Annotated in this window: 20 protein-coding genes; 10 read left to right on the top strand and 10 right to left on the bottom strand. The window is 57.8% G+C overall.

The genetic code is table 11. The annotated features are described in order from the left end of the window. Window positions 1-6 precede the first annotated feature (6 nt). On the bottom strand, window positions 7-927 hold the full coding sequence (locus HWX89_RS12465; RefSeq protein ID WP_138794779.1) for a DUF1499 domain-containing protein: 921 nt from the start codon (window positions 925-927) through the stop codon (window positions 7-9). 331 nt (window positions 928-1,258) lie between these two features. Between HWX89_RS12465 and HWX89_RS12460 the strand changes: the two genes are divergently transcribed. The 3 genes from HWX89_RS12460 to HWX89_RS12450 all read left to right on the top strand — a co-directional run bounded on the left by HWX89_RS12460 (window position 1,259) and on the right by HWX89_RS12450 (window position 3,751). Then, window positions 1,259-2,623: a dicarboxylate/amino acid:cation symporter gene (locus tag HWX89_RS12460; protein ID WP_138794778.1), complete on the top strand. Its 1,365-nt coding sequence runs from the start codon at window positions 1,259-1,261 to the stop codon at window positions 2,621-2,623. A 149-nt stretch (window positions 2,624-2,772) separates the two neighbouring features. Then, window positions 2,773-3,360 carry a demethoxyubiquinone hydroxylase family protein gene (locus HWX89_RS12455; RefSeq protein ID WP_138794777.1) on the top strand — a complete coding sequence of 196 codons (588 nt, stop codon included), beginning with the start codon at window positions 2,773-2,775 and terminating at the stop codon, window positions 3,358-3,360. A 118-nt stretch (window positions 3,361-3,478) separates the two neighbouring features. Continuing rightward, window positions 3,479-3,751 (top strand): hypothetical protein, encoded by a 273-nt coding sequence (locus HWX89_RS12450; protein ID WP_138794776.1) that lies wholly within the window; start codon window positions 3,479-3,481, stop codon window positions 3,749-3,751. Here the strand turns inward: HWX89_RS12450 and ppdK are convergent. Continuing rightward, window positions 3,729-6,455, bottom strand: a complete 2,727-nt coding sequence (gene ppdK / locus HWX89_RS12445; protein WP_138794964.1) for a pyruvate, phosphate dikinase — start codon at window positions 6,453-6,455, stop codon at window positions 3,729-3,731. The genes HWX89_RS12450 and ppdK overlap by 23 nt on opposite strands. 291 nt (window positions 6,456-6,746) lie before the next feature. Here ppdK and HWX89_RS12440 point away from each other — a divergent pair, with 291 nt between their 5' ends. Next, window positions 6,747-7,724, top strand: a complete 978-nt coding sequence (locus tag HWX89_RS12440) for a VOC family protein (protein ID WP_138794775.1) — start codon at window positions 6,747-6,749, stop codon at window positions 7,722-7,724. Between the two features lie 226 nt (window positions 7,725-7,950). On the opposite strand, the gene smc is transcribed toward HWX89_RS12440, so the two are convergent. The 3 genes from smc to HWX89_RS12425 form a co-directional block, all read right to left on the bottom strand. Further along, window positions 7,951-11,415 (bottom strand): chromosome segregation protein SMC, encoded by a 3,465-nt coding sequence (smc, locus tag HWX89_RS12435; RefSeq protein WP_138794774.1) that lies wholly within the window; start codon window positions 11,413-11,415, stop codon window positions 7,951-7,953. Between the two features lie 84 nt (window positions 11,416-11,499). Then, window positions 11,500-12,165 carry a DsbA family protein gene (locus HWX89_RS12430; RefSeq protein ID WP_138794773.1) on the bottom strand — a complete coding sequence of 222 codons (666 nt, stop codon included), beginning with the start codon at window positions 12,163-12,165 and terminating at the stop codon, window positions 11,500-11,502. Between the two features lie 142 nt (window positions 12,166-12,307). Further along, complete coding sequence (locus tag HWX89_RS12425) at window positions 12,308-12,820, bottom strand: DUF721 domain-containing protein (protein WP_138794772.1); 513 nt, start codon at window positions 12,818-12,820, stop codon at window positions 12,308-12,310. A 99-nt stretch (window positions 12,821-12,919) separates the two neighbouring features. Here HWX89_RS12425 and mutY point away from each other — a divergent pair, with 99 nt between their 5' ends. Both mutY and HWX89_RS12415 read left to right on the top strand, forming a co-directional pair. Then, window positions 12,920-14,023 (top strand): A/G-specific adenine glycosylase, encoded by a 1,104-nt coding sequence (mutY, locus tag HWX89_RS12420; protein WP_138794771.1) that lies wholly within the window; start codon window positions 12,920-12,922, stop codon window positions 14,021-14,023. Beyond that, on the top strand, window positions 14,020-14,631 hold the full coding sequence (locus HWX89_RS12415; protein ID WP_138794770.1) for an HAD family hydrolase: 612 nt from the start codon (window positions 14,020-14,022) through the stop codon (window positions 14,629-14,631). Before mutY ends, HWX89_RS12415 begins: the two co-directional genes overlap by 4 nt. A 349-nt stretch (window positions 14,632-14,980) precedes the next feature. Here HWX89_RS12415 and HWX89_RS12410 read toward each other — a convergent pair whose 3' ends face one another. Further along, the gene (locus HWX89_RS12410) at window positions 14,981-16,126 is read right to left on the bottom strand and encodes a site-specific DNA-methyltransferase (RefSeq protein ID WP_138794769.1); all 1,146 of its coding nucleotides are present in this window, start codon (window positions 16,124-16,126) and stop codon (window positions 14,981-14,983) included. Window positions 16,127-16,371: 245 nt separating this feature from the next. Here HWX89_RS12410 and HWX89_RS12405 point away from each other — a divergent pair, with 245 nt between their 5' ends. Then, window positions 16,372-17,460, top strand: a complete 1,089-nt coding sequence (locus HWX89_RS12405; protein WP_502707594.1) for a hypothetical protein — start codon at window positions 16,372-16,374, stop codon at window positions 17,458-17,460. Here the strand turns inward: HWX89_RS12405 and HWX89_RS12400 are convergent. From HWX89_RS12400 to HWX89_RS12390, 3 genes are all read right to left on the bottom strand, one after another. Further along, complete coding sequence (locus tag HWX89_RS12400) at window positions 17,450-17,899, bottom strand: DUF1284 domain-containing protein (protein WP_353505676.1); 450 nt, start codon at window positions 17,897-17,899, stop codon at window positions 17,450-17,452. The two genes, HWX89_RS12405 and HWX89_RS12400, sit on opposite strands and share 11 nt — an antisense overlap. Beyond that, on the bottom strand, window positions 17,896-18,474 hold the full coding sequence (locus tag HWX89_RS12395) for a biotin transporter BioY (protein WP_138794767.1): 579 nt from the start codon (window positions 18,472-18,474) through the stop codon (window positions 17,896-17,898). Before HWX89_RS12395 ends, HWX89_RS12400 begins: the two co-directional genes overlap by 4 nt. Window positions 18,475-18,655: 181 nt before the next feature. Then, the gene (locus HWX89_RS12390) at window positions 18,656-19,336 is read right to left on the bottom strand and encodes a GntR family transcriptional regulator (RefSeq protein WP_138794766.1); all 681 of its coding nucleotides are present in this window, start codon (window positions 19,334-19,336) and stop codon (window positions 18,656-18,658) included. Window positions 19,337-19,518: 182 nt separating this feature from the next. On the opposite strand from HWX89_RS12390, the gene HWX89_RS12385 reads away from it, so the two are divergent. Then, window positions 19,519-20,208 carry an HAD family hydrolase gene (locus HWX89_RS12385; RefSeq protein WP_138794765.1) on the top strand — a complete coding sequence of 230 codons (690 nt, stop codon included), beginning with the start codon at window positions 19,519-19,521 and terminating at the stop codon, window positions 20,206-20,208. Between the two features lie 70 nt (window positions 20,209-20,278). On the opposite strand, the gene HWX89_RS12380 is transcribed toward HWX89_RS12385, so the two are convergent. Beyond that, window positions 20,279-20,827 carry a PilZ domain-containing protein gene (locus HWX89_RS12380; RefSeq protein WP_178340744.1) on the bottom strand — a complete coding sequence of 183 codons (549 nt, stop codon included), beginning with the start codon at window positions 20,825-20,827 and terminating at the stop codon, window positions 20,279-20,281. A gap of 256 nt (window positions 20,828-21,083) precedes the next feature. Between HWX89_RS12380 and thrC the strand changes: the two genes are divergently transcribed. Beyond that, complete coding sequence (gene thrC / locus HWX89_RS12375; protein WP_138794763.1) at window positions 21,084-22,481, top strand: threonine synthase; 1,398 nt, start codon at window positions 21,084-21,086, stop codon at window positions 22,479-22,481. A 20-nt stretch (window positions 22,482-22,501) separates the two neighbouring features. Further along, on the top strand, window positions 22,502-23,800 hold the full coding sequence (locus HWX89_RS12370; protein ID WP_138794762.1) for a M16 family metallopeptidase: 1,299 nt from the start codon (window positions 22,502-22,504) through the stop codon (window positions 23,798-23,800).

Raw genomic sequence — 23,800 nt, 5'->3', positions numbered from 1 at the left:
CCCGTCTCAACTGTCGTTGAGGCCCTGCATTTCTGCATCCAGCGCATCGAGGAACGTCTCAGCGATATCAGCGCCCATGCCAAGATCGTGGGGCCCGTAACGCGAAGCAACGCGGACATCGACAACCGTTGTCTCTGCCTCTTCCTTCAACCGGATCAACACATCGAAGCGCAATCCCCAGACGAGAGTGCGCATCTCACCCTGCATGAAAACAACCCCGCTACCACTGAAGAAGGTCGGCGGCGGTGCATCGGCCGGGCGCGCCATCGGAACGGGCACATTCAACGGCAGATCATCCAGCGGCGTTTCCTCAGAAGGCGGCGTCCTGTCCTGCTCCGGCACACCAATGGAAGGCTCCGTGGTGGCTCCAATGACACCTTTAGTGTGTGCGATACGAATTTTGCGTGCAGCCGCGGTTTTTCGTGCGGCAGCATAAATGCGGTCGATTGCACCCTCATAACGGCGGCCGGCAAGGCTTGCATAAGCGGTGGCCTGTGCTGCACGATCTTCAGCACCAATGATGGCAGGGCGAACAAGCCATTGCTGATTGGCCACAGGCGGCACCAGCCAATCCGGCACGTCCGTCAGATCAGTGGAAACATCATAAATCTTCGGCTGTTGCCAATAGAGGAAAGCACCATAGCCGACAACACCCAATGGCAGGCTCGAAAAGATCAGAGCCGCCAGTGCCCAGAGACCGCCTTTCGATCCTTTCGTCCAAAGACGCTCCAGCCCGATCAAAGCCAGAAGCATTGCCAGCACGGCTATGGCGGCGGCAATCAACACCAGACCGACGAAGTCCGGGGTGGTCAATGGCCCGAAACGGTGAAGCCCGGCGGCGATGAGAAACAACACCAGACCGGCAAAGCCGAGATAACGGGAAAGGTAGGCCGCGAAAGACACGGGCCGGACGAAACGCACAGTCATGAAAGCGGATATCCGTTAGATTGCATGGGCCTATACGCGTTGCACCCGAGGTCTGGCGAAAGAATCACCGGTATATGGTGTCATAAACCGGATTTGCGGCGAGGAAAATAAAGGAGCGGACCGACCGGACCGCTTCCAAGATCGAGATCGGCAGAACTGGAACTTCATTTCTAAAACGCCAAATTTTCCGGAATGAAACACCATCAATACGCGAATTACGCAAGTCCATCTCTTAAATGCTGAGAAATTTCGCATATTCTGCAGCGCCTATCCGGGAATGCATGCTAAAAGTGCAACATTCTCGATTTCCTGCTTAAAAATGAGACACATCATGTCACAGGCAACGACGTCCCCTCGCCCCTCGGGGGCAAAACCCTTTTATCGTAATTTCGGCTTTCAGGTTCTGACCGCCATGGTCGTCGGCCTGCTGCTTGGCCTCGTTGCGCGCAACATTGGCCCCGATGCCGCAGGCAGTCAGAACTGGCTTTCCGTCACGCTTCAGACAATTGGCAGCATCTTTGTGCAGTTGTTGCGCGCACTCGTTCCGCCGCTGATCTTCACGGCCATCGTCGCCTCGATTGCCAATCTGAAAAACCTGAGCAATGCCGCCAAGCTCGTCTGGCAAACATTGCTGTGGTTCGCGATTACGGCGCTTATTTCGGTGGTGATCGGCATAGCACTTGGTCTCATCATCCAGCCTGGGGTCAACACCGCGATCGCAAATACCGCAGCCGCAGCACCGTCGTCCACGGGCTCCTGGCTCGATTTCCTCAAGGGCCTCGTTCCGGCCAATATCTTCGGTCTTGAAGCCTCGACCAAACTCAACAACGGTTCGGCCAGCACATCGCTGAATTTCAACGTGTTGCAACTGCTCGTGGTATCGATTGCTTTTGGCGTAGCCGCACTGAAAGCGGGCAAGGCAGCCGAGCCGTTCCTGGCCTTCAATCAGTCTCTTCTCGCCATCGTGCGCAAGATTTTGTGGTGGGTCATTCGCCTCACGCCCATCGGCACGATCGGCCTTCTGGGTCGCGCTGTCGACCAGTATGGCTGGACGACGCTTTCGCAACTCGGCTGGTACGCGGCTGCGGTCTATATCGGACTGGCGCTTGTGCTCTTCGTGGTCTATCCCGCGCTGCTGCTTGCTCATGGCCTGAAACCATCGCGTTTCTTTGCGGGCGCATGGCCTGCCATTCAGCTCGCATTCGTTTCGCGTTCCTCCATAGGCACCCTGCCCGTCACGGAAACCGTCACTGAAAAGAGCCTTGGTGTGCCGCGCGAGTATGCCGCCTTTTCCGTTCCGCTCGGTGCGACAACCAAGATGGACGGTTGCGCCGCAATCTATCCGGCAATTTCGGCGATCTTCATCGCGCAGTTCTTCCAGGTGCCGCTCGGCATTCAGGAATACGTTCTGATCGTCTTTGTGTCCGTCCTCGGCTCCGCCGCAACAGCCGGCCTCACAGGCGCGGTCGTCATGCTGACGTTGACGCTATCGACACTTGGCCTGCCTCTCGAAGGTGTCGGCCTGCTGCTTGCTATCGATCCTATCCTCGACATGGGTCGCACGGCAGTCAACGTCGCCGGTCAGGCGCTCGTGCCCACCATCGTTGCCAAGCGCGAGGGCATTCTGAACGAGGCCGTCTACAACAACGCCAAGGATATCGACACACTCGACGACCGTGAGGTTGCGACGGCGTAACCGCTGCTACCAGCTTCTGCAAAGGCCCGCGCCGCTCACGATGACCATCGGAGCGGCGCTTTCGTTGAATGGGCAAACGCTGTAATTGAAATCGAAACGTCTTTCGTCCATGAGATGTGGCTGAAGCAACTCACCGAGGGACATCCGACATGTCGAGCAATGACGACAAACGCGATCTTGCTCTTACGGTTCGGCGCATCCTGAAGGTCAATCATGCTGGCGAATTCGGCGCCATTCGCATTTATGGTGCGCAGATCTGGATGGCACGTCGCCTGTTTCCGGATATCGTCCCTGCACTTCAAGAGATGCGAAACGATGAGATAGATCATTGCCGCCTGTTCCGGGATGCAATGCCTTCGAGAAAGGCAAAACCTTGCCGCATCATGGCGCTCTGGAGCCTTGGTGGTTATGTGCTTGGTTTTTTGACAGCGCTTGGCGGCCGCAACATGGTCTGGATCTGCACGGAAGCCGTCGAGAGCACTGTTCACCGCCACCTGCAAGACCAACTGACATTCCTGCAAACAATCGATCCTGAACTGCATGGGCTGATTGCTTCCATACAAATGCAAGAACTCGCGCATCTGAAGGAAGCGGAGAAAAACCAGATGAAGCAGGGTCTAAGTCACGCGGTGCTTTTGCCCGTTATAAGCGCGCTTACCGATTTGATGATCTGGCTTTCCACCTGGGGAGATTCAAGCTGGATGCGCTCCGAAATGGCGCGCTTTGATCAAACCTGACGCAGCGGCGCGGAGGATGCAACTTTACCGGCTTAAACCGCTTTTCCCGAATAGGAAACAGGCGTATCAAACGCGAAGAACAAGTGCCGCGTTCGATACAGGTGTAGGGAGATAAAAAATGCGCGTTTCCATCGTCCTCGGTTCGCTGGCCGCCATGCTGACGTTGACCGCGTGCCAGACTTTAACGCCGGAAGAACGCCGTGCACGCGACGAGGCCACGTGCCGTGGTTACGGTTTCCGCCCCGGTACCGACCCGATGGCAGGATGCCTGCTCGATCTCGAGCTCGATCGTCGTGCGGACAATCGCGCCTGGCAGGCCCGCGTTGACCGCGACATGTTCTATCGACCTGTCGTTGTCGAACGTCGCGTTATCGTCCAACCGAGGCCCTGACGGGAATGACGGCGACGTTGCTCGTCGTATCGCCGTCTCCAGTCTTCTCAATCAGTGCGGCCTGCGCCGCTGCAAGGCGTGCGATCGGCACGCGGAACGGTGAACAGGACACATAGTCCAAGCCGGCATCTTCACAGAAGTGGATCGATGCCGGATCACCACCATGTTCACCGCAAATGCCGAGTTTCAGATCCGGGCGCGTCTGACGCCCGCGTTCTGCGGCAATACGGATCAACTCTCCAACCCCGTCGAAATCAAGCGAGATAAACGGATCACGCTCGATGATACCCTTGCGCTGATAGGTATCGATGAACCGCGCCGCATCATCGCGGGAGATGCCGAAGGTCGTTTGCGTCAAGTCGTTCGTGCCGAAGGAGAAGAACTCCGCCGCCTCCGCGATAACGTGCGCGCGCAGCGCTGCACGCGGCAGCTCGATCATCGTGCCGGAGAGATATTCGATGGTCATGCCGGTCTCTTCCGCGACGGCAGCCGCGACACGGTCGATGACGCCGCGCACGTAATCGAGTTCCGATCGCAGGCCGACCAGTGGAACCATGATCTCAGGCACAACCGGTGCACCCGTGATCCGAGCGGCCTCTACGGCCGCTTCGAAAATCGCACGGGCCTGCATTTCGGCGATTTCCGGATAGGAAATGGCAAGACGGCAACCGCGATGACCCAGCATCGGGTTGAACTCATGCAGCGCGTCCAGACGCTGACGGAAGACCGTCTGCGGCATTCCCATCGCAGCCGCGACTTCTACGATCTCACCATCCGTCTTGGGCAAAAACTCGTGCAGTGGTGGATCGAGCAGACGGATCGTGACCGGCAGACCGTGCATGATCGTAAACAGTTCGGTGAAATCCGATCGCTGCATCGGCAAAAGCTCATCGAGTGCAGCGCGCCTGCCCTTTTCGCTTTCCGCCAGGATCATCTCACGCATTACATGAATGCGGTCGCCCTCGAAGAACATGTGCTCCGTTCGGCAAAGACCAATGCCTTCCGCACCGAAGGCGCGTGCCGCACGGGCATCGGCCGGCGTATCGGCATTGGTGCGCACCGTCATACGGCGAGCGCGGTCGGCCCACACCATCAACTTGCCGAAGTCACCCGAAAGCTCGGGCTGTGTCATCGGCACCTCGCCTTTCAGCACGCGGCCGGACGAGCCATCGATGGTAATGATATCGCCACGCTTCAGCATGCAGCCAACGCCGATCAGAACTCTGTTGCGCATATCGACGCGCATCGAGCCTGCACCGGTGACACAGGGGATGCCCATGCCACGCGCCACAACGGCGGCGTGGCTGGTCATTCCACCACGCGTGGTCAAAATGCCTTCAGCGGCGTGCATACCGTGAATGTCTTCGGGGCTGGTTTCGATGCGCACCAGAATGACGCGCCGACCTTCCGCTTCTGCGGCAACGGCCTCTTCTGCCGTAAAGACAATCTCACCCGTTGCAGCACCGGGTGAAGCCGGCAGACCGGAGCCGATAATGGGCCGGGAGATATCCGGATCAATCGTCGGGTGGAGAAGCTGGTCGAGCGATGATGGCTCGATGCGGCAGACGGCTTCGTCCTCCGAGATCAGCCCTTCCTCGACCATATCGACGGCGATCTTCATGGCGGCACGCGTGGTGCGTTTGCCGTTGCGGGTCTGGAGCATCCAGAGCGTGCCACGCTCGATGGTGAACTCCAGATCCTGCATGTCTTGATAGTGGGTCTCAAGCCGCTTGCAGATCGCCGTGAACTCGGCGAAAGCCTCCGGCATCAGCTTTTCCATTGAAGGCTTGTCGGAACCAGAAACGATCCGGGCGGCCTCCGTGATGGATTGCGGTGTGCGGATACCCGCAACGACGTCTTCTCCCTGTGCATTGACGAGAAACTCGCCATAGAGCTCAGCTTCACCCGTGGACGGATTGCGGGTGAAAGCAACCCCGGTTGCCGAGGATGAACCGAGATTGCCGAATACCATGGCCTGAACGTTGACCGCGGTTCCCCAGTCGCCCGGAATATTGTGCAAATGGCGGTAAGTGACAGCGCGATGGTTCGTCCAGCTAGCGAACACCGCACCGATCGCACCCCAAAGCTGAACATGACAGTCCTGCGGGAACTCCTCGCCCAGCTCATCCTCGATCAGCTTCTTGTAGAGCGAGACGACATGCTGCCATTCAACGGCGCCGAGGTCGGTATCATATTCGTGGCCGAGGCGGCTTTTTTCGTCTTCCAGAATTTCCTCGAACATTTCATGATCGAGGCCCATGACGACATCGGCATACATCTGGATGAAGCGACGGTAGCTGTCCCATGCGAAACGTGCGTCGCCCGCGTCATGACCAAGCGCCTGCACCGTCTGGTCGTTCAGGCCGAGGTTCAAAACCGTATCCATCATGCCGGGCATCGAAGCGCGTGCGCCTGAACGAACGGAGAGCAGCAAAGGGTGCGCGCTGCCACCGAACTTTTTTCCGGTGGAGACTTCCATGCCGCTAAGGCCTGACATCACCTGCAGTTTCAGCTCTTCGGGAAGATCGCGACCGTTTTTATGATAGAGCGCACAGGCATCAGCAATGATTGTGAGGCCAGGAGGGACAGGCAGGCCGAGACTTGCCATTTCGGCAAGGTTCGCCCCCTTGCCGCCCAGTATCGCAGTGTCACCTGCTCCGCCCTCGGCAGCACCGTTGCCGAAGGTGTAAACCCACTTTTTCATTGCACGCTCTCCACCCAGAAGCGTTGTCATTTTTCTATCATGTACAGCATTGGCAGCGCATTGGAAACGTTGCGATTCCAAGTTTACATCGCAGTGCAGCATAATTGCGGCAAAGTCGGTTCAAGAATTGCCGCAAAACGGATTTATCAGGACGATCAGGCTTGGAGAATCGGTCAATCACGTTCTTTGCAGATGATGGTGATTTATCGAGCCAAAGCTGTAACGCACTCGTGTAGTGCGCAGAAACGGAGTGTTCCCTAAGCAGATTCCATTACCAAAAAGAGATTTTCCATGCTGCTGACAAGACGCCATACGTTGAAACTCGCCGGAATTTCCTGCGCCGCATCGGCTCTGGCCAATGCCGTGCACGCTGAAGGGGGAGCTGTTCCTCCGCCTGCGACAAATGCCCTTCCCTTCGCCCTGACCACTCCAATGCATGTCGGCGAGGCGGCATTAAAGGTCCGCGATATCGATGCAATGCAGGCCTTTTACCATTCTGTACTCGGCCTCAGGGAAATAGAGCAGACCGCCCGCGGACTGACGCTCGGTGTCAACGGCACGCCCCTGCTGCATCTGGTGCATAAACCGGCGGCTGATTTTGAAAGCCCGACCTCGGCTGGTCTCTTCCATATCGCGTATCTGATGCCGACCCGAAAAGATCTCGCCCGCTGGCTTGTGCATGCTGCCACCACGCAGGTCCCACTCACCGGATTTGCGGACCATAATGTCAGTGAAGCGATCTATCTGAACGATCCCGAAGGAAACGGCATCGAGGTCTATAGCGACAGGCCGCGCGAGCAATGGATCTGGACCGACGAAGTGGTGAAGATGGGCACCGAACAGCTTGATATCGACGACCTCGTGTCTCTGACCAATATCAGGAAAGACGACTATGAGATTGCGCCGGAGGCCTTGAGGATCGGCCATATTCATCTGAAAGTCGGAGAGATCGCAGCGGCGCGGGCATTTTATGAAGAAGCCGTGGGCTTGCAATCGACGCGCGCAGAGCGCAGTGACGCATCTTTCCTGTCGTCGGGACGCTATCATCATCACCTCGCCGTCAACATCTGGAACAGCAAAGGCGCGAAAGAACGCAATACTGCGGAAACGGGCCTCGACTGGTTTTCCTTGAGCGTGCGTAACGCTGCCGATCTGGAGGCGCAGAAGGAGCGGCTCCGCAAAGCGGGTTATGTTCTGGTTGAGATGGAGAGTGGCGCTGTTGAGGCGATAGATCCCTGGGGAACGCGGCTGCGGCTGATGCCGGCCTGATCTTCACGCAAAAGAAAGCCTTGCGAGACCACAGCGCTGGCCTCGCAAGGCATACCATCCGGTACAGGAACCCGGATGGGGGGTCGGCAAGCGGGCGGTTGGGAGACCCATGCCTTCATTGCAAGATATCAAAACGACAGCCCATGTCGCTCACCCGAATGGGTGATACGGTTACGTCAAACAACGTAGCCACAGCTTCAATGCTTCGACGAGACTGCGGGAAAACTTAAACGGCTTCGCGCAATTGCTCGGCGGTCTGCAAATCCACGGATACGAGCTGCGAAACACCCTGCTCTGCCATGGTAACGCCGAACAGGCGGTTCATGCGCGCCATGGTGATCGGATTGTGGGTAATGATGACGAAACGTGTTTCCGTCGACGCCACCATCTCGTCCATCAGATTGCAATATCGCTCGACATTGTGATCATCCAGCGGCGCATCCACCTCGTCCAGCACGCAGATCGGTGCGGGGTTGGTCAGGAAGACAGCGAAGATCAACGCCATGGCTGTCAGCGCCTGCTCGCCACCCGACAAAAGCGTCATGGTTTGCGGCTTCTTGCCTGGCGGGCGGGCAAGAATTTCCAGTCCGGCTTCCAGCGGATCATCGGATTCGATCAGTTGCAGTTCTGCCGTACCGCCGCCGAACAGGTGGGTGAAAAGCCGCTGAAACTGGGTGTTGACCACATCAAAGGCGGCAATCAGGCGTTCACGCCCCTCGCGGTTAAGGTTCTGAATGCCCGCACGCAGCTTGCGCACCGCATCAATGATGTCGTCGCGTTCCTTGATAAGCGTCGCAAGCTTCTGCGACAGCTCCGCCTGTTCCTCTTCAGCACGCAGGTTGACCGCCCCAAGCCTTTCGCGTTCGATCTTTAATCGGTCGAGATCGCGTTCAACCTCACGAACGTCCGGCAACGGAGCGTCCGGTGCAAGACCGGTCAATCGCAGCGCCATATGCGGTTCGGAGTTCAAAGCCTCCCGAATACGGTGTTCGGTTTCCTGGCGTTTCTCCCGTGCTGAAACCAGCCGCTCTTCTGCACGGCCACGCTTTTCGCGCGCTTCCGCCAATTCAGACAAAGCGGTGGCGGCAATTCTGTCGGCATCCCGTTGCAGGTTTTCGGCTTCCACCAACCGATCCGCAGCAGCGCGGCGCCCCTCCTCGGCCTTCTGCAACTCGTTGAGAAGTGTTCGTCGCTTCTCATCGAACTCTTCCGGCGCGATATCAAGTTCGGCGATTTCTTCCCGGGCTTCTTCCTCGCGCTCGCGCAACGTTGAAATGTGATCCGCCGCACTGGCAACCCGCGCCTGCCACGTCGAGCGTTCCTGCGCGATCGCCTGAAGACGATGCTGGCGGCTCTCCGCCTCGCGGTTCAAGCCTTCGTGCCTGGCACGCGCTTCGGCCACTAGGCTGCGGTCGGTCGCGACATCAAGCTGGCTTTCGCGCAACCGAAGATCAAGCGACGAAAGATCAGGTGCATCGTCCATCTCGATGCGGGCATTTTCCTCCTGAAAAACAACCTCTTCGACCTGAGCAGCAATCTGGTTCAGCGCCTCGGAGACGATATCGCGACGGCGCAGGAGATCACCGGAGGCACGCTCTGCCGCAGAAAGCGCGTCGCGCGCTTCGGAAAGCTGCCGGGCGGCAAGGCGATTTCGGTCGCGCGCTTCGGAAAGCCTGAGCTCGGAGATGCGGATTTCCTCGCTGGCGGCCGCCAATTGCTCCTCGGCCTCAGCCAAAACATCACGAGCTTCATCCAGCTCAGCTTCGATTTCGGCAAGGCGATTTTTCTGCGACAGGCGCAGCGCGGCAGCGCCCGGTGCGTCGGCACTGGTGACGTGGCCGTCCCAACGGAAAAGCGCGCCTTCGCGGGTGACAAGCCGCTGGCCCGCCTTGAGCGAGGGCATCAATGACTGCGCGTGCGCGATATCAGAGACGACACCGATCTGGGCAAGCGCCCGCGCAAGCGCCGATGGCGCGCTGGCATAATCGAGAAGCGGCTTCACCCCCTGCGGCAATGCCGGATCTTCCGTGCCAACGCCGTTCACCTGCCAATAGGCCGGCGCGGACCGATCGAGCGAACTCTCCAGATCATCTCCCAAGGCTGCGCCAAGCGCTGCCTCGAAACCGCGCTCCACCGTCAGCTCTTCTGCGACCGGCGTAAAAGCACCTGTGGCAGCGCCGCTAGCGAGAATTTTGGCGATGGTCCTCGCCTCGGTTTCCAGCCCATTCAGCCTGTTTCGCGCAGCTTCCAACGGACCACGAGCGAGCGCTTCGGTTGAGCGTGCCTGCGCAACCAACGCTTCAGCTTCCTCTACAACGATCGCAGCATCCTCGACTGCCATTTCAGCTGCCTCGACAGCTTCGCGCCGTTCAGCCGGATCAGGCAGAACCGAGAGCTTTTCATCGATGGTATCGATTTCAGCCGACGCATCCTGCGATTGTTTCTCAAGCCTGAGACGACGATCGGCGAGATCGCGGATCGCACGTTCAAGCTGCTGTCGAGATGCCGATGCGGCCGCACGTTCGGCGGTCAAGGCCGCAAAAACAGCTTCGCTTTCAATGAGCTTTGCCGCCGCTGTCTCAAAGGCTTCCTTCGTTTCTTCAGCGTAACGGCCGGAATCGGACAGGATTTCCAGAAGCTCCGCTTCTTCCTCATCCAGACGGGACAGGATCAGCGCATTATCGGAAACCAGCCGCTCCTCACGAACAATATCCTCGCCAAGCTGGGCCAAACGCCGCGCCAGTTCATCTCGGCGGCGAAGCAGACGGTTCGCCTCGTCGTCGAGCTGGCTGCGTGAAATCTGCAAACGCTGAAGCGTGGCAGCGATCTTCGCCTCTTTCTCGCGCAATTCAGGCAATTTCAGGCTGGCAATACCCTGCTGCTTTGCTGCTTCCATCTGCGCCTGCGCCTTCTCGGCGACAATGACGGTTGCCTGATTGAGTGCGCTTTCGGACTCGCCCTCCAGCTGCTTCGCCTCGACCCAGCGGATATGAAGCAGCGTCGCCTCACGGGCGCGAATATCGGCAGACAGCATCTTGAAGCGATTGGCCTGACGCGCCTGACGCTTCAGGCTTTCGATCTGGCTTTCTAGCTGAGCAGTGACATCTTCAAGCCTTTCGAGATTGGTCTCGGCAGCACGCAGGCGTAGTTCCGCCTCGTGGCGGCGCGAATGCAGACCGGAAATACCGGCCGCCTCTTCCAGAAGCTGTCGCCGCGCCTGTGGCTTGGCATTGATGAGCTCGCCAATGCGGCCCTGCCCCACCATGGAGGGCGAGCGCGCGCCGGTTGACGCATCCGCAAAGAGAAGCTGCACATCCTTGGCACGGGCCTCCTTGCCATTGATGCGATAAACTGAGCCGTTTTCGCGCTCGATGCGGCGCGTGACCTGAATTTCGTCGGCATCGTTGAAAGCAGCTGGCGCAGTGCGATCCGAATTGTCGAGAAAAAGGCCGACTTCAGCAGTATTTCTGGCCGGGCGATTGCCGGACCCCGAGAAAATGACGTCATCCATGCCGGATGCGCGCATGTTCTTGTAGGAATTTTCGCCCATAACCCAACGGAGGGCTTCGACGAGGTTGGATTTGCCGCAACCGTTTGGGCCGACGACACCCGTCAACCCCGGCTCGATAATGAATTCGGAAGGTTCGACAAAGGATTTGAAGCCGAGGAGGCGAAGCTTGTTGAACTTCATGCCAACGCGCCTTCAAGAAGAAAAGGGCAATAAAAAACGGGCGCACGGAAATATCCGCCGCCCGTTTTCATCAAAAAAAGCGGATCAGATAGCCTTGTCGATGACAGCCGACATGGTTTCAACCGACATGTCTCCCGCGTATTTCTTGCCGTTGATGATGAACGTCGGCGTGGAATTGACGCCAAACTCCGTCGCACCGCGTTGCATCGTTGCGTTCACATCATCCAGAAGCTTCTGGTTCGTCAAGCAGGCCTCGAAGGACTCCTGTGAAAAACCGGCCATTTTCGACATTTGCAGCAGTGCGGCGCGTGCATCCTGAGCAACGGCCCAGGTCTGCTGCTGCTTGAAGAGCATGGAAACGAACGGGAAGTACTGACCCTGCGGTGCGCAACGCGCCAGCATGAAGGCGGCGGCAGCACGCGGATCGAACGGGAATTCGCGAATGACGAAGTAGACCTTGCCGGTATCGATATACTTCTTCTTGATCTCTTCGAAGGTCGTGTTGTGGAAATGCGCGCAGTGCGGGCAGGTCATCGACATGTATTCGACGATCTTGACCGGCGCGTTCGCATCACCCAGCGCTGCCTCTGGCAACGGACCCGGCTTCAGGACTTCTGCCATGTCCACATCGCCGGTGGATTCCGGCAGTTCCTGCGCCTGCACGATGCCGGGCAACGACACAGCGACGGATGCGAATGCAACACCGCCAAGCAGGCTGCGGCGGGAAACGGTCAATTCGGAAAAATGCATGAAAGCACCCTGTTTTATTAGACTCTATTGTCTGCGAATCCGATATAGCGGCCATCTGTTCATCACAAGCGGCCTTTGACATTCTTCTTGTCAAAGAATTGTGACCAGTCAAGGACAGACCTGCGACAGATCAGCTGCTGCTTCAAAATGCCCCCTTGCGGACAGGCTTGCGCTGGAGGACTGCTGTTCCCAGCCTGGTGACGGCCTTGCGCAGCGCCTCGCTCTCGATGCCGTCCATCATATCTTCGAGACGTCTCGCCGCATCGCCACGCAGGGGCTGCGGTTTTCTCTTGCGAGACATCGTCTGGGAAACGGGTTTCTGCACGATCCTGATCTGGCGGATGGCCGGAAATCCGAAGAAGCCGTTGATGCGGGCGATCAACTCACCCTGCGCATGGGTGAGAAACAGTGCCCGGGCGCCCTCGCAGGCGATAGTCAGCACGCCAGACTGATAGCCACCGCGATCCGGTCCTTCATCGCGCCGTGGCCAGGTGATTTTTTCAGGCCGCGTGCAGTCGGCGAAGTCCTCGCCGGCGATCTCATCCCACGAACCAAGCAGCGCGGTATTGATTCCCGCACGCTTGGACAGGACGGGGTCCATGATTCCGTTGGCGATTTCGGCTATCTGAATGACGCCCTTCTGGGGATATCGCATGGTTTACCAGGGTTTTCGGACTGCAAGCAGCCTGTATCTTCTTGATCGGCTTCGGTGAATGAACCAAGTATAGGCCAAATCCAAGTGAAACGGCAAACCATGCTTCAAAAAACCGCCTCAACGTCCCATGCGATCGCTTTGCTTCGGTGGTACGACCGGCACCATCGCGAGTTACCCTGGCGCACCTCGCCTGCCATGGCCGAAAAGGGCAAACGCGCCGACCCCTATCATGTATGGCTTTCGGAAGTGATGCTGCAGCAGACCACGGTGCAGGCGGTCAAACCCTATTTCGCCAAGTTTCTTGGCTTGTGGCCAACCGTTCGTGATCTGGCCGCGGCACCATCCGAGGATGTCATGGCCGCCTGGGCGGGCCTTGGTTATTACGCGCGTGCCCGCAATCTAAAAAAATGCGCCGAAACAGTCGCGAGCGCTCATGGCGGCATTTTTCCTGATACCGAAGACGGGTTGCGGCAGCTTCCCGGCATCGGCGATTACACGGCGGCGGCAGTCGCGGCCATCGCCTTTAATCGGCAGGCAGCGGTGATGGACGGCAATGTCGAGCGTGTCATCTCGCGGCTATTTGCCATCGATGCTCCCCTTCCCGGGTCGAAACCTGCCATGAAAACACGGGTGGCGGAGATAACGCCGAGCGACCGGCCCGGCGATTTCGCGCAGGCCATGATGGATCTCGGCGCAACAATCTGTACGCCGAAGCGGCCTGCCTGCGCACTCTGTCCTTTCAACAGCGACTGTCTGGCGCTGGCGAACGACGATCCGGAACGTTTTCCGGTCAAGGCTGCCAAAAAGCAAAAGCCTGTGCGGCTGGGTGCCGCCTTCATTGCCGTGAACAGCAGAGGAGAAATTCTGCTGAGACGCCGGGAGGAAAGCGGCCTGCTGGGTGGTATGACCGAAGTGCCGACAACAGCCTGGACCGCCAGGGTCGACGGTGGCACGGACGAAAGCTACGCGCCTTTTGCCGCCGACTGGCAACCGACGGGGTCGATTGTGCATGTCTTCACCCATTTCGAATTGAGGCTTTCGGTTTTCCGCGCGCAGGTGCCAGATGGTCTGCAAACCGGCCGCAATGACGGATGGTGGGAGCCCGTCACAAATCTTGATGCGCAGGCGCTGCCAACCGTAATGAAAAAAGCCATCTCGCAGGCTATCCCGATGGCCTTCGAGAAAAACAGGAAAGTTTTATGACCAAGATCGAGCATATCGTATTCGACATCGGCAAGGTGCTGATCCATTACGATCCCCAAATTCCCTATAGCCGTCTTATTCCGGATGCTGACGAGCGCAAGTGGTTCTTCGAGAACGTCTGCACGCACGACTGGAATCTGGAGCAGGATCGTGGGCGTCGCTGGGAGGATGCCGAAGCGCTGCTGGTCGAAAAATTTCCTGATCGCGAAGAGCACATTCGCGCATTTCGCAAATACTGGCATGAGATGGTCTCGCATTCCTACGACGAATCCGTTGCCGTCATGCTTGGCCTGATCGATCAGGGGCGCGATGTGACGATGCTGACCAATTTTGCATCCGACACCTTCCGCGAAGCCCAGAAGATGTTTCCATTTCTGACGAAGACACGCGGCGTGACCGTCTCAGGCGACGTCGGGCTGATCAAGCCGGATGTGGCAATCTACGAACTGCACGCGAAAAATTTCAACCTTGATCCGGCCGCAAGCCTGTTCATCGACGATACGGCAATCAATGTTGACGGGGCAAAAGAAGCCGGCTGGCAGGCGGTTCGCTTTACTGATGCGGCGACGCTGAAAAAAGATCTTGCGCACTACGGCGTGACACTCTGAAAACTTCTGACGCAGGCGGAAATGGCGGTCTCCTGCCTGCGTCAGCCTGGCCGAAACCGGCCGGGATTTTCAAATCAATTTCCGGGGAAGCGCTGCGGCTTGTTTCTCCGCTAAATCATCCCGCTGACATGAAACTATGGGGTCACACTTGCGTGAACCTTACAGCGAACTTGATGATCGTCAAAAAATTGCAACATTAAAGCGAATTTAAAACACCAACGCCCAGCACCGTGAAGTGCTGGGCGTTGGTCGTTCCCCATCCGGGACTGAAGGTACTAAAACCGGATGGAGACGTGTCACTGACAAGGCGGGCGGTGGATCGTTCGCCTTCAGCCTTACGGCCTCAAGATTATTCTGCCTTTGCCAGTTGGCTGCGGATGACCGCTCTCAGATCGTCGATCGGCTTCAGCTCGTCGCCATCCTCGTAGTGCCAGAATGTCCAGCCATTGCATGCATCGAAGCCCTGCACTTTCGCGCCAAGGCGGTGAATGGAACCGGCAGCGCCGCCGGATGCGATCGTACCATCCGCACGAATAATGGCGCTATAGCGGCGTTTGGCGTCGGTCAGAACCTGGCCAGGGCGGACAAGCCCGCTTTCCACCAGCGTGTTGAAAGCGACGCGCGGCTCTGCCTTCTTGCCCGTCATAACCGTCAATTCGGCCTTGCCGAGCGGCTCGACAGCCGCGATACGCGCGGACGCCGCATCGATGTAATCCTGCTCGCGCTCGATGCCTACAAAGTGGCGACCGAGGCGCTTTGCAACGGCACCGGTCGTGCCAGAGCCAAAGAAAGGATCGAGAACGACATCGCCAGGCTTGGTGGACGCCATGATGATGCGGGCAAGCAGAGCTTCCGGCTTCTGCGTCGGATGAACCTTCTTGCCGTCTTCGCCCTTCAGCCGTTCGTGGCCGCTGCAAATCGGGAACAACCAGTCAGAGCGCATCTGCACGTCGTCGTTCGAGGCTTTCAACGCCTCGTAGTTGAACGTGTAACCCTTGGCTTTTGGATCGCGGCTCGCCCAGATCATCGTTTCATGGGCGTTCTGGAACCGGCGCCCCTTGAAATTCGGCATGGGGTTGGTCTTGCGCCAGACGATATCATTGAGGAGCCAGAAATCGAGATTCTGGAGCATCGCCCCGACGCGGAAAATGTTGTGGTAGGAGCCGATCACCCAGATCGTGCCGTTCGGCTTCAGGACACGGCGGCAGGCCAGAAGCCATGCCCGTGTAAACGCATCATATGCCTCGAAGGACGCGAACTGATCCCACTCATCATCCACCGCATCGACCAGAGACTGGTCCGGGCGGTGAAGCGCACCACCAAGCTGGAGATTGTAGGGCGGATCAGCAAAAATCGCATCTACCGACTGGCTGGGAAGGGCATCCAAGGCAGCGACGCAATCACCCTTGATGATGCTGTCTTTCCAGGCGTCGCTCTCGCCCGCACGATCAAAACCGGCACGCCGAAAATCGGCCAGCGGAAAAACTGCTGCCATTGGTACTCGCTCCATACGCTTACTCTCTACTGATGCTTATGGTTACCGAAGATGGTTATCAAAGACTGAACAAGTCACGGAAATTTCGAAATAAACACGCAAGCGACCGTCAGTGCGTCCGTGTTCTCGATCCGGAATGGAACCGGCGGGCACGTATAAACGTTGCGCACAACAGGTCATTCGTGCCGACGCGTTGGCGTCGCAAAAAGACCGGAAACGCGGGGGTAAATTTACAGATGCGCATCATGGAAAAAACGGTCCCGTTCGCGGCAGGTGCCGTATCCTTCGCCATCCTGATGGCTCTTGCTACACCCTCATGGTCACAGGTACCGAAAGCTGCTTTCAACGTTGTCACGGATGCGGTGCTTTACGATGGTGGTCCATCACTTGGCGACAGCGCGACGGTACGATGGGACTTTTACAAAGCGGATGCATCCGGGCAACGCTCCGATGTCAATGCCGGTGGCTCCTATGACGCCACCTTCGAGGCCAAACTGCCTGTCGGCAAGTATGTGGCCGTTGCTGCTCTTGGTAACATCGTTCGCGAAATCCCATTCGAAGTTAAGGATGGCGCGACGGCGAGACCCAAAGCCAATTTCGACGCCGCTGAATTGACGGTGATACCAAGACGCAGTCCCGGCGGAGACGTTGAAGCGCAGGCGCGAACAGAAGTCACCCAAGGACCGTTCAAGGAAAGCATTTACGGAGAAACCCACGCTTTCGTGCCGGCAGGGACCGTCAAGCTTATCGGCAGCATTGGCCCGGCGCGTGCAGAGGAAACCCTTTCCGTGAAAGCTGGTGAAACCTTGCGTCACGACCTGATCATTCCAAGCGGCGTTGTCATTGCAAAGGCCGTTTACGCGCAGGATGGAAAAGCAGTTGAGACGGGCGATATCCGCTTCGAGGCGCTTTCGGCCAAGGAGACACTGGACGGCACACGCCAGTCCATCAACGGCGTTTATGGCGTTGGCAAGGTTATGGAGATGCCTGCGGGCGACTTCATGATGAGCGCGCGCCTCGGCAAAGTGACCGTGCAGCAACCCTTTACGGTAACGGCTGGAAAGCGGACCGAAATAACCGTCAATCTCGACGCCGGCATCCTAGTCGTCAAAGCGGCCGGGGCCGAGAGAATCGACATCATGGCAATCACCAGGGATCTGCAGGGCACACCGGAGGAGATTTCCGGCCGCTATGACACAGAGCATCAGGAGACATTGCACCCCGGCGACTACTCCGTAAGAGTGACCTACGAGAAGAAAGCGAACCGTGACCCGAAAGAGATCAAGGCCACGGTCAAGGCTGCCGAGCGAACCGAAATCAAGGTCACGGAGTGATCTCGACCGCGGTGATCGGCTCCCCGATCCTGACTCCACAAAATCCCGATGTGGCCACCCGATCACATAACTTTTGCCACTGGCACCCCTGACAGGCCCGCCTCAATTCGCCAGCGGCGAAGGCAAGGCGCAGTTTCAACAGGAATTCTGGTGAAAGCTGAAAGCGTTTGCCGGGAGTGAACGTCTCGTTCATCAAGGCAGACACCAGATGCCGAGCGGTCTCGTCTCTCCGGCGTACGCTGTCATTGAAGCAATGCGCGTCTTTCTCGCAGAGAAGACCCTGGCAAATGTCGTCAGGGCCTTCGACGAGTTCGATCTCCTCGCCATCGTTCATACGCCTGGCGACACGGTCATAATTGACCGTGAAGCCTGGCGTGTACCCCTTCCCCACATAGGTGAGTATGCAGAGAAGATGATGGGCGCGAAGGCGTATCGTCACGCGGCGTTATTCCGGCGCAGCGACACGGCTTTCAGGACAGATGCTGCGAGTGCCGACTTCAACACCGCACCCAGGATGAAGGGTGCCACGCCCGCAATCCAAGCCTTTTCAGCGCCGATAACACCTGCCAGCCAAATCCAGCCGAGCGCAAGGCAAAGGATGTTCGCAAGCAGGTGAAGAAGGAAACCCGCAACCGGGCGTTCGCCCGTTACACCGCGTTCGGTGACAAAACCGACAAGTGCCGCCATCACCGGAAAGGCGACGAGGTAGCCGGCGGTCGGGCCGATAAACGGCGCGATGCCGGATTTGAGACCCGCAAGCACCGGTAGACCGATCATGGCTTCACCAAGCCAGGCCAAGACAGTCAATGTGCCAAGACGCCAGCCGTAAAGCGCACCGATCATCGTCACCGCAAATGTCTGCATGGTGATCGGCACAGGCACCATCGGCACCGAAATCTGCGAAGCAAGTGCGAGGACCAAAGTTCCGGCAACAATGAATATCGCCTGCTGCACGTAAGATCGCGCGGGAATGTCAAAAAATGCAATCGTGGAATTGCGTATCTCGGTCGCCATCTATCTCTCCTTTTAAAAATTATAGATAATTTCTACGAGCGGCCTATTGGTACGCGAGAATCTCACAAAAACGCAACAGAAGAAGGAGCGAGCAGCATCAATCGAGAACGACGATTGTGGACAGCATCGAAAATAACGACGCATAATCAATAATTTATATCGATATAAAATTATCTATAATTTATCCGACGATCGCGAATGCATCATGGACAGAACCGGATGATGTCCGGATTGCGGTGCGGCCAATCCACTGCACGTGGCCATCAAGGATGCGAACGGCCTCTTCCGCACGCCCACCGCGCAAGGCGTCTATGATGGCACGGTGATCCGTATCGGTTCGCCGCTCCCACCCTGCCCGCCATGCCGAAAACAGGAACCGTGCACTGGCTGCGTGAAGCCCGTCGATCGCCTCCATCAGGCGCGGCATATTGCACGGTTCGGTGATCAGCCGATGGAAGCGACGGTTTGCGTCTTCCCAATGTTGGACATTGAGCGCCCGATCTCCCTCAAGCGTTGCCGCTTCCGCAGCATCGAGAATGTTTGCCGTCATGTTCGGAATGGCGTGACGCAGCGCCAGCACCTCGAGCGCGGCTCGCATTTCGGCCACCTCGCGCACGTCGGAAAGACCGAAATCGGCGACACGCACGCCGCGCCGTGGAATGCTGGCGGCAAGCCCCTGCGCCTCAAGCCTGCGAAAAGCTTCGCGTACCGGTACGTGCGAGGCACCGAATTCAGCGGCGATATGGTCCTGACGCAGACGCTCACCCGGCGCCAGTTCACCACGCACGATGCGATCCGCCAGGGCGCGGCTTATTCGGGCGGCAATCGTATCTTCAGGTCTGGTTTGGGCGGTTTTGGGCATGACCTCACATAGCGCATGTCGCGCAAAACTGTGTAGCAGTTTTTACGGCGACGATATTCACGGCGAGCCATGTCGTGTGCGGAAATATCCCTTGCAAACAGGCTGGTTGAGATTGATGCCCACATGGTCTAAAAGCCCGGCATCGCTTTTCCTCCATAACAGATCCGATACAGGGAGTGCCCATGAGCGGCTTCGACCTCATTATTTTCGACTGCGACGGCGTTCTCGTCGATTCCGAAATCATTGCAGCGCAGGTGGAATCCCGCCTGCTGACAGAGGCGGGTTACCCGATCTCAGTCGAGGAGATGGGTGAGCGCTTCGCCGGCATGACCTGGAAGAACATTCTTCTTCAGGTCGAAAGCGAAGCCAGCATTCCATTTTCGGCTTCGTTGCTTGAAAAGTCGGAAAAACTGCTCGACGCACGACTGGAACGGGATGTTAAAATCATCGAAGGCGTGAAATTTGCACTGTCGCGCCTGACGACACCTCGCTGCATCTGCTCCAATTCATCCAGCCACCGTCTCGATATGATGCTGACGAAGGTCGGTCTGAAGCCATATTTCGCGCCGCATATCTATTCAGCTAAGGATCTCGGGGCTGATCGCGTAAAACCGAAGCCGGACATTTTCCTGCACGGCGCGGCGCAGTTCGGTGTTTCTCCCGATCGCGTGGTCGTGGTCGAGGATTCCGTTCATGGCATCCATGGTGCACGGGCTGCAGGCATGCGCGTTGTCGGCTTTACCGGCGCGTCTCACACCTACCCAAGCCATGCCGACCGCTTGACGGACGCCGGTGCTGAGACTGTGATTTCCCGTATGCAGGATTTGCCTGCCGTCATTGCCGCCATGGCTGAATGGCAGGGCGCGTTCTAAGCCCTATCACAATCAAAGAAAAAGCCGGGGCCGCACCTGCTGCCCCGGCTTTTTTCATTCTTGGCCGAGTTTAACGGCGCGATGTCTTGGCTCGTGCGCCCTTGGCAGCCTGATCGGCAAAGCCGATGAAGACGTTTGCCGTCTTCGGCGCACCGCCTGGAGCGTTCGGAATGGCAACGTGATCGTTGCTGAAAATGAACTGCGTCCCTGCGGAACCCGCCGGCACGTCAACAGCAAAATTCGTCGTCTCACCAAAGATCTCACCGTCGCCATCCTTCACCGTCACGCGGATCGGCACCGTAACGCGGCCGGGCTTCGCCATCGGACCAGGCACCAGACGTCCCTGGGCCAGCACGTTCACGGTCAACGTCGACTCGTTCATGCTGCAAGAACGCGTCGTATCAGACAGAGAGACCTGATAGGCGAGCTTGGTCGGGTCATCCTTGGCGCCACCGGCATATACGCGATGGACGGCGTTGGTATCGAGAATGGTAACCGTCGGGCAATTGGCCTGAACGACTGGAGCGACCGGATTGGCCGCATTCGCAGGAGGATTGACCGCCAGGGACTCCGACGGATTGGATGAGTTGCAGCCCGCAACAACAACCAGAAGCGACATCGCGGCGGACAAACGCAAGAAATTCCCTGACACTCTGCTAACTCCTCATCCCTTGCCCCGGAACCGAACCGGAGACGCTGTTTATTGGCCTTTCACGCCGGGTGGCGATGGTCTATAGCAGCGACGCCAGAAAAAATCGATTGGCTGATGTTCGGTTTTGCTTGAATTTTGCAGAAAGCCCTTCATTACCTCGCCAATCGCCGCTTTCGAGGCGGAAAGCCGGTAGACGTGCAGGTCAAGGACAAGGGAACATCTCGTGAAATATGTATCGACCAGGGGTACCGCCCCATCGCTTGGTTTTTGCGACGCGCTTCTGGCGGGTCTGGCGCGCGATGGCGGGCTTTATGTGCCGCGCGAATGGCCTTCCATGTCCAAAAAGGAAATCCGCAATCTTCGCGGCAAGACCTATCAGGAAGTCGCCTTTGAGGTTCTCTACCGCTTTACCGGCGGCGAAATTCCAGCCGACACTTTCCGCTCCATGATCGACGACGCCTATGCGACATTCCGTCATCCGGCTGTTGTTCCACTGGTTCAGACGGGCCCCAACAGCTTTGTTTTGGAACTGTTCCACGGTACCACGCTGGCGTTCAAGGACGTGGCGATGCAGCTCCTCGCCCGTCTGATGGATTACACGCTCACCCAGCGCGGCGAACGTGCCACGATCGTTGGCGCCACTTCCGGTGATACCGGCGGCGCAGCCATCGACGCCTTTGCAGGCCGTGAACGCACCGACATCTTCATTCTCTTCCCGAACGGCAAGGTTTCACCGGTGCAGCAGCGCCAGATGACGACCTCGACCGCTTCGAACGTGCACGCGCTGGCGATCAACGGCAATTTCGACGACTGCCAGAACCTCGTCAAAGAAATGTTCAATGATGGCAAGTTCCGCGATGGCGTGAAGCTCTCGGGCGTCAACTCCATCAACTGGGCGCGCATCATGGCGCAGGTTGTGTACTACTTCACCGCCTCGCTTGCACTCGGTGGTCCGGACCGCAAGATTTCCTTCACTGTGCCGACCGGCAACTTCGGTGACATCTTCGCCGGTTACGTCGCCAAGAAAATGGGGCTGCCTATCGACAAGCTGGTGGTCGCAACCAACGACAACGACATCCTCGCACGCACGCTGAAAACCGGCCGCTACGAGATGCGCGGCGTCAAAGCCACCACTTCGCCGTCGATGGACATTCAGATTTCGTCCAACTTCGAGCGTTTGCTGTTCGAAGCATATGACCGCGACGCCAGCGCTGTGAAAGCATCGATGGACGGCCTGAAACAGTCAGGCGCTTTCGAAATTCCGGCTAAGGCCATGAAATTCATCAAGCGCGACTTCCGCGCCGGACGCGCCACGGAAAAGCAGGTTGCAGCAACCATTCGCGACACCCTGGAAAAGACCGGCTATCTGATCGACCCGCATACGGCGACCGGCGTTTTTGTGGCTGAGAAGTATGAAAAGCCGACAAGCCCGATGGTCGTTCTGTCGACGGCCCACCCGGCTAAATTCCCGGCCGCTGTAAAATCCGCTTGCGCAATCGATCCGGCGCTTCCAGTATGGCTCTCCGATCTGATGAACCGGGAGGAGCGTTTCGACGTTCTGGACGCAGAGCTTAAAGCCGTGGAAACATTTATCGGCAAACATGCGCGCGCCAGCAAATAGAGACGCGGAAAGACGCTGATATGAAAGTAAATTTGACCCGGCTTTCGTCCGGGTTAACCGTTGTGACGGAAAGAATGCCACATCTCGAAAGCGTCGCTCTCGGGGTGTGGATCAAGTCAGGCTCCCGCAACGAAACGAATGCCGAACACGGCATTGCCCACCTTCTCGAACATATGGCGTTCAAAGGCACGTCGCGGCGCACAGCTCGACAGATCGCCGAAGAGATCGAGAATGTCGGCGGAGAGGTCAATGCGGCGACATCGACGGAAACCACGTCCTATTACGCCCGCGTCCTCAAAGACCACGTCCCCCTTGCCGTCGATATTCTTGCTGACATCCTGACGGAGTCGCTGTTCGACGAAGACGAACTGGAGCGTGAAAAGAACGTCATTCTCCAGGAGATCGGTGCGGCAACCGATACGCCTGACGACGTGATCTTCGATAATTTTTCCGGTGTCGCCTATCGCGACCAGACCATTGGTCGGCCGATCCTCGGCACACCCGAGACGGTGCAGTCCTTCACCACCGGCCAGATCCGTAATTACCTCTCCCGCAACTACACGACGGACAGGATTTTCGTCGTTGCGGCGGGCGCTGTCGATCATGACAGCTTCGTCAAGCAGGTGGAAGCGCGCTTCGCTTCGCTTCCGCTGGTTCCCAGTGCACCGCCTGTCTTCGAAAAAGCGATTTATACAGGAGGCGAAATCCGCGAAACGCGCGACCTGATGGACGCACAGGTTCTGCTCGGCTTTGAAGGTAAGGCGTATCACGCCCGTGACTTCTATTGCTCGCAGATCCTCGCCAATATCCTCGGCGGCGGCATGTCATCCAGACTTTTCCAGGAAGTGCGTGAACATCGCGGCCTTTGCTACTCCGTCTATGCCTTCCATTGGGGTTTTTCCGATACCGGCGTTTTCGGCGTTCACGCGGCAACCGGCAGCGCCGATCTGGCGGAACTGGTGCCTGTCATCGTCCACGAACTGGCAAAATCCTCAGAAACGATCAATCAGCAGGAAATCGACCGCGCCCGCGCCCAGATCAGGGCACAATTGCTGATGGGCCAGGAAAGCCCTGCGGCTCGCGCCGGTCAGATCGCCCGCCAGATGATGCTTTATGGTCGCCCCATTCCAAACGAGGAAATGATGCAGCGCCTTGGCGACATCACCGTCGAGCGCCTGACCGATCTTGCGGGACGGCTGTTTTTCGATAGAGTTCCTACATTGTCCGCAATCGGCCCGCTTGAAAATCTGGCACCGCTCTCGGACATCACTGCGGCGCTTTCTGCGCAGCAGCCTGCAAAGATCATCGCAAACGGCTGA

It is taken from the genome of Rhizobium sp. RM (assembly GCF_013390595.1).
In the GTDB taxonomy this organism is placed as follows: Bacteria; Pseudomonadota; Alphaproteobacteria; order Rhizobiales; family Rhizobiaceae; genus Agrobacterium.
Note: the sequence above shows the minus strand (reverse complement) of the source record. Positions and strands in the feature narration are given on the sequence as shown.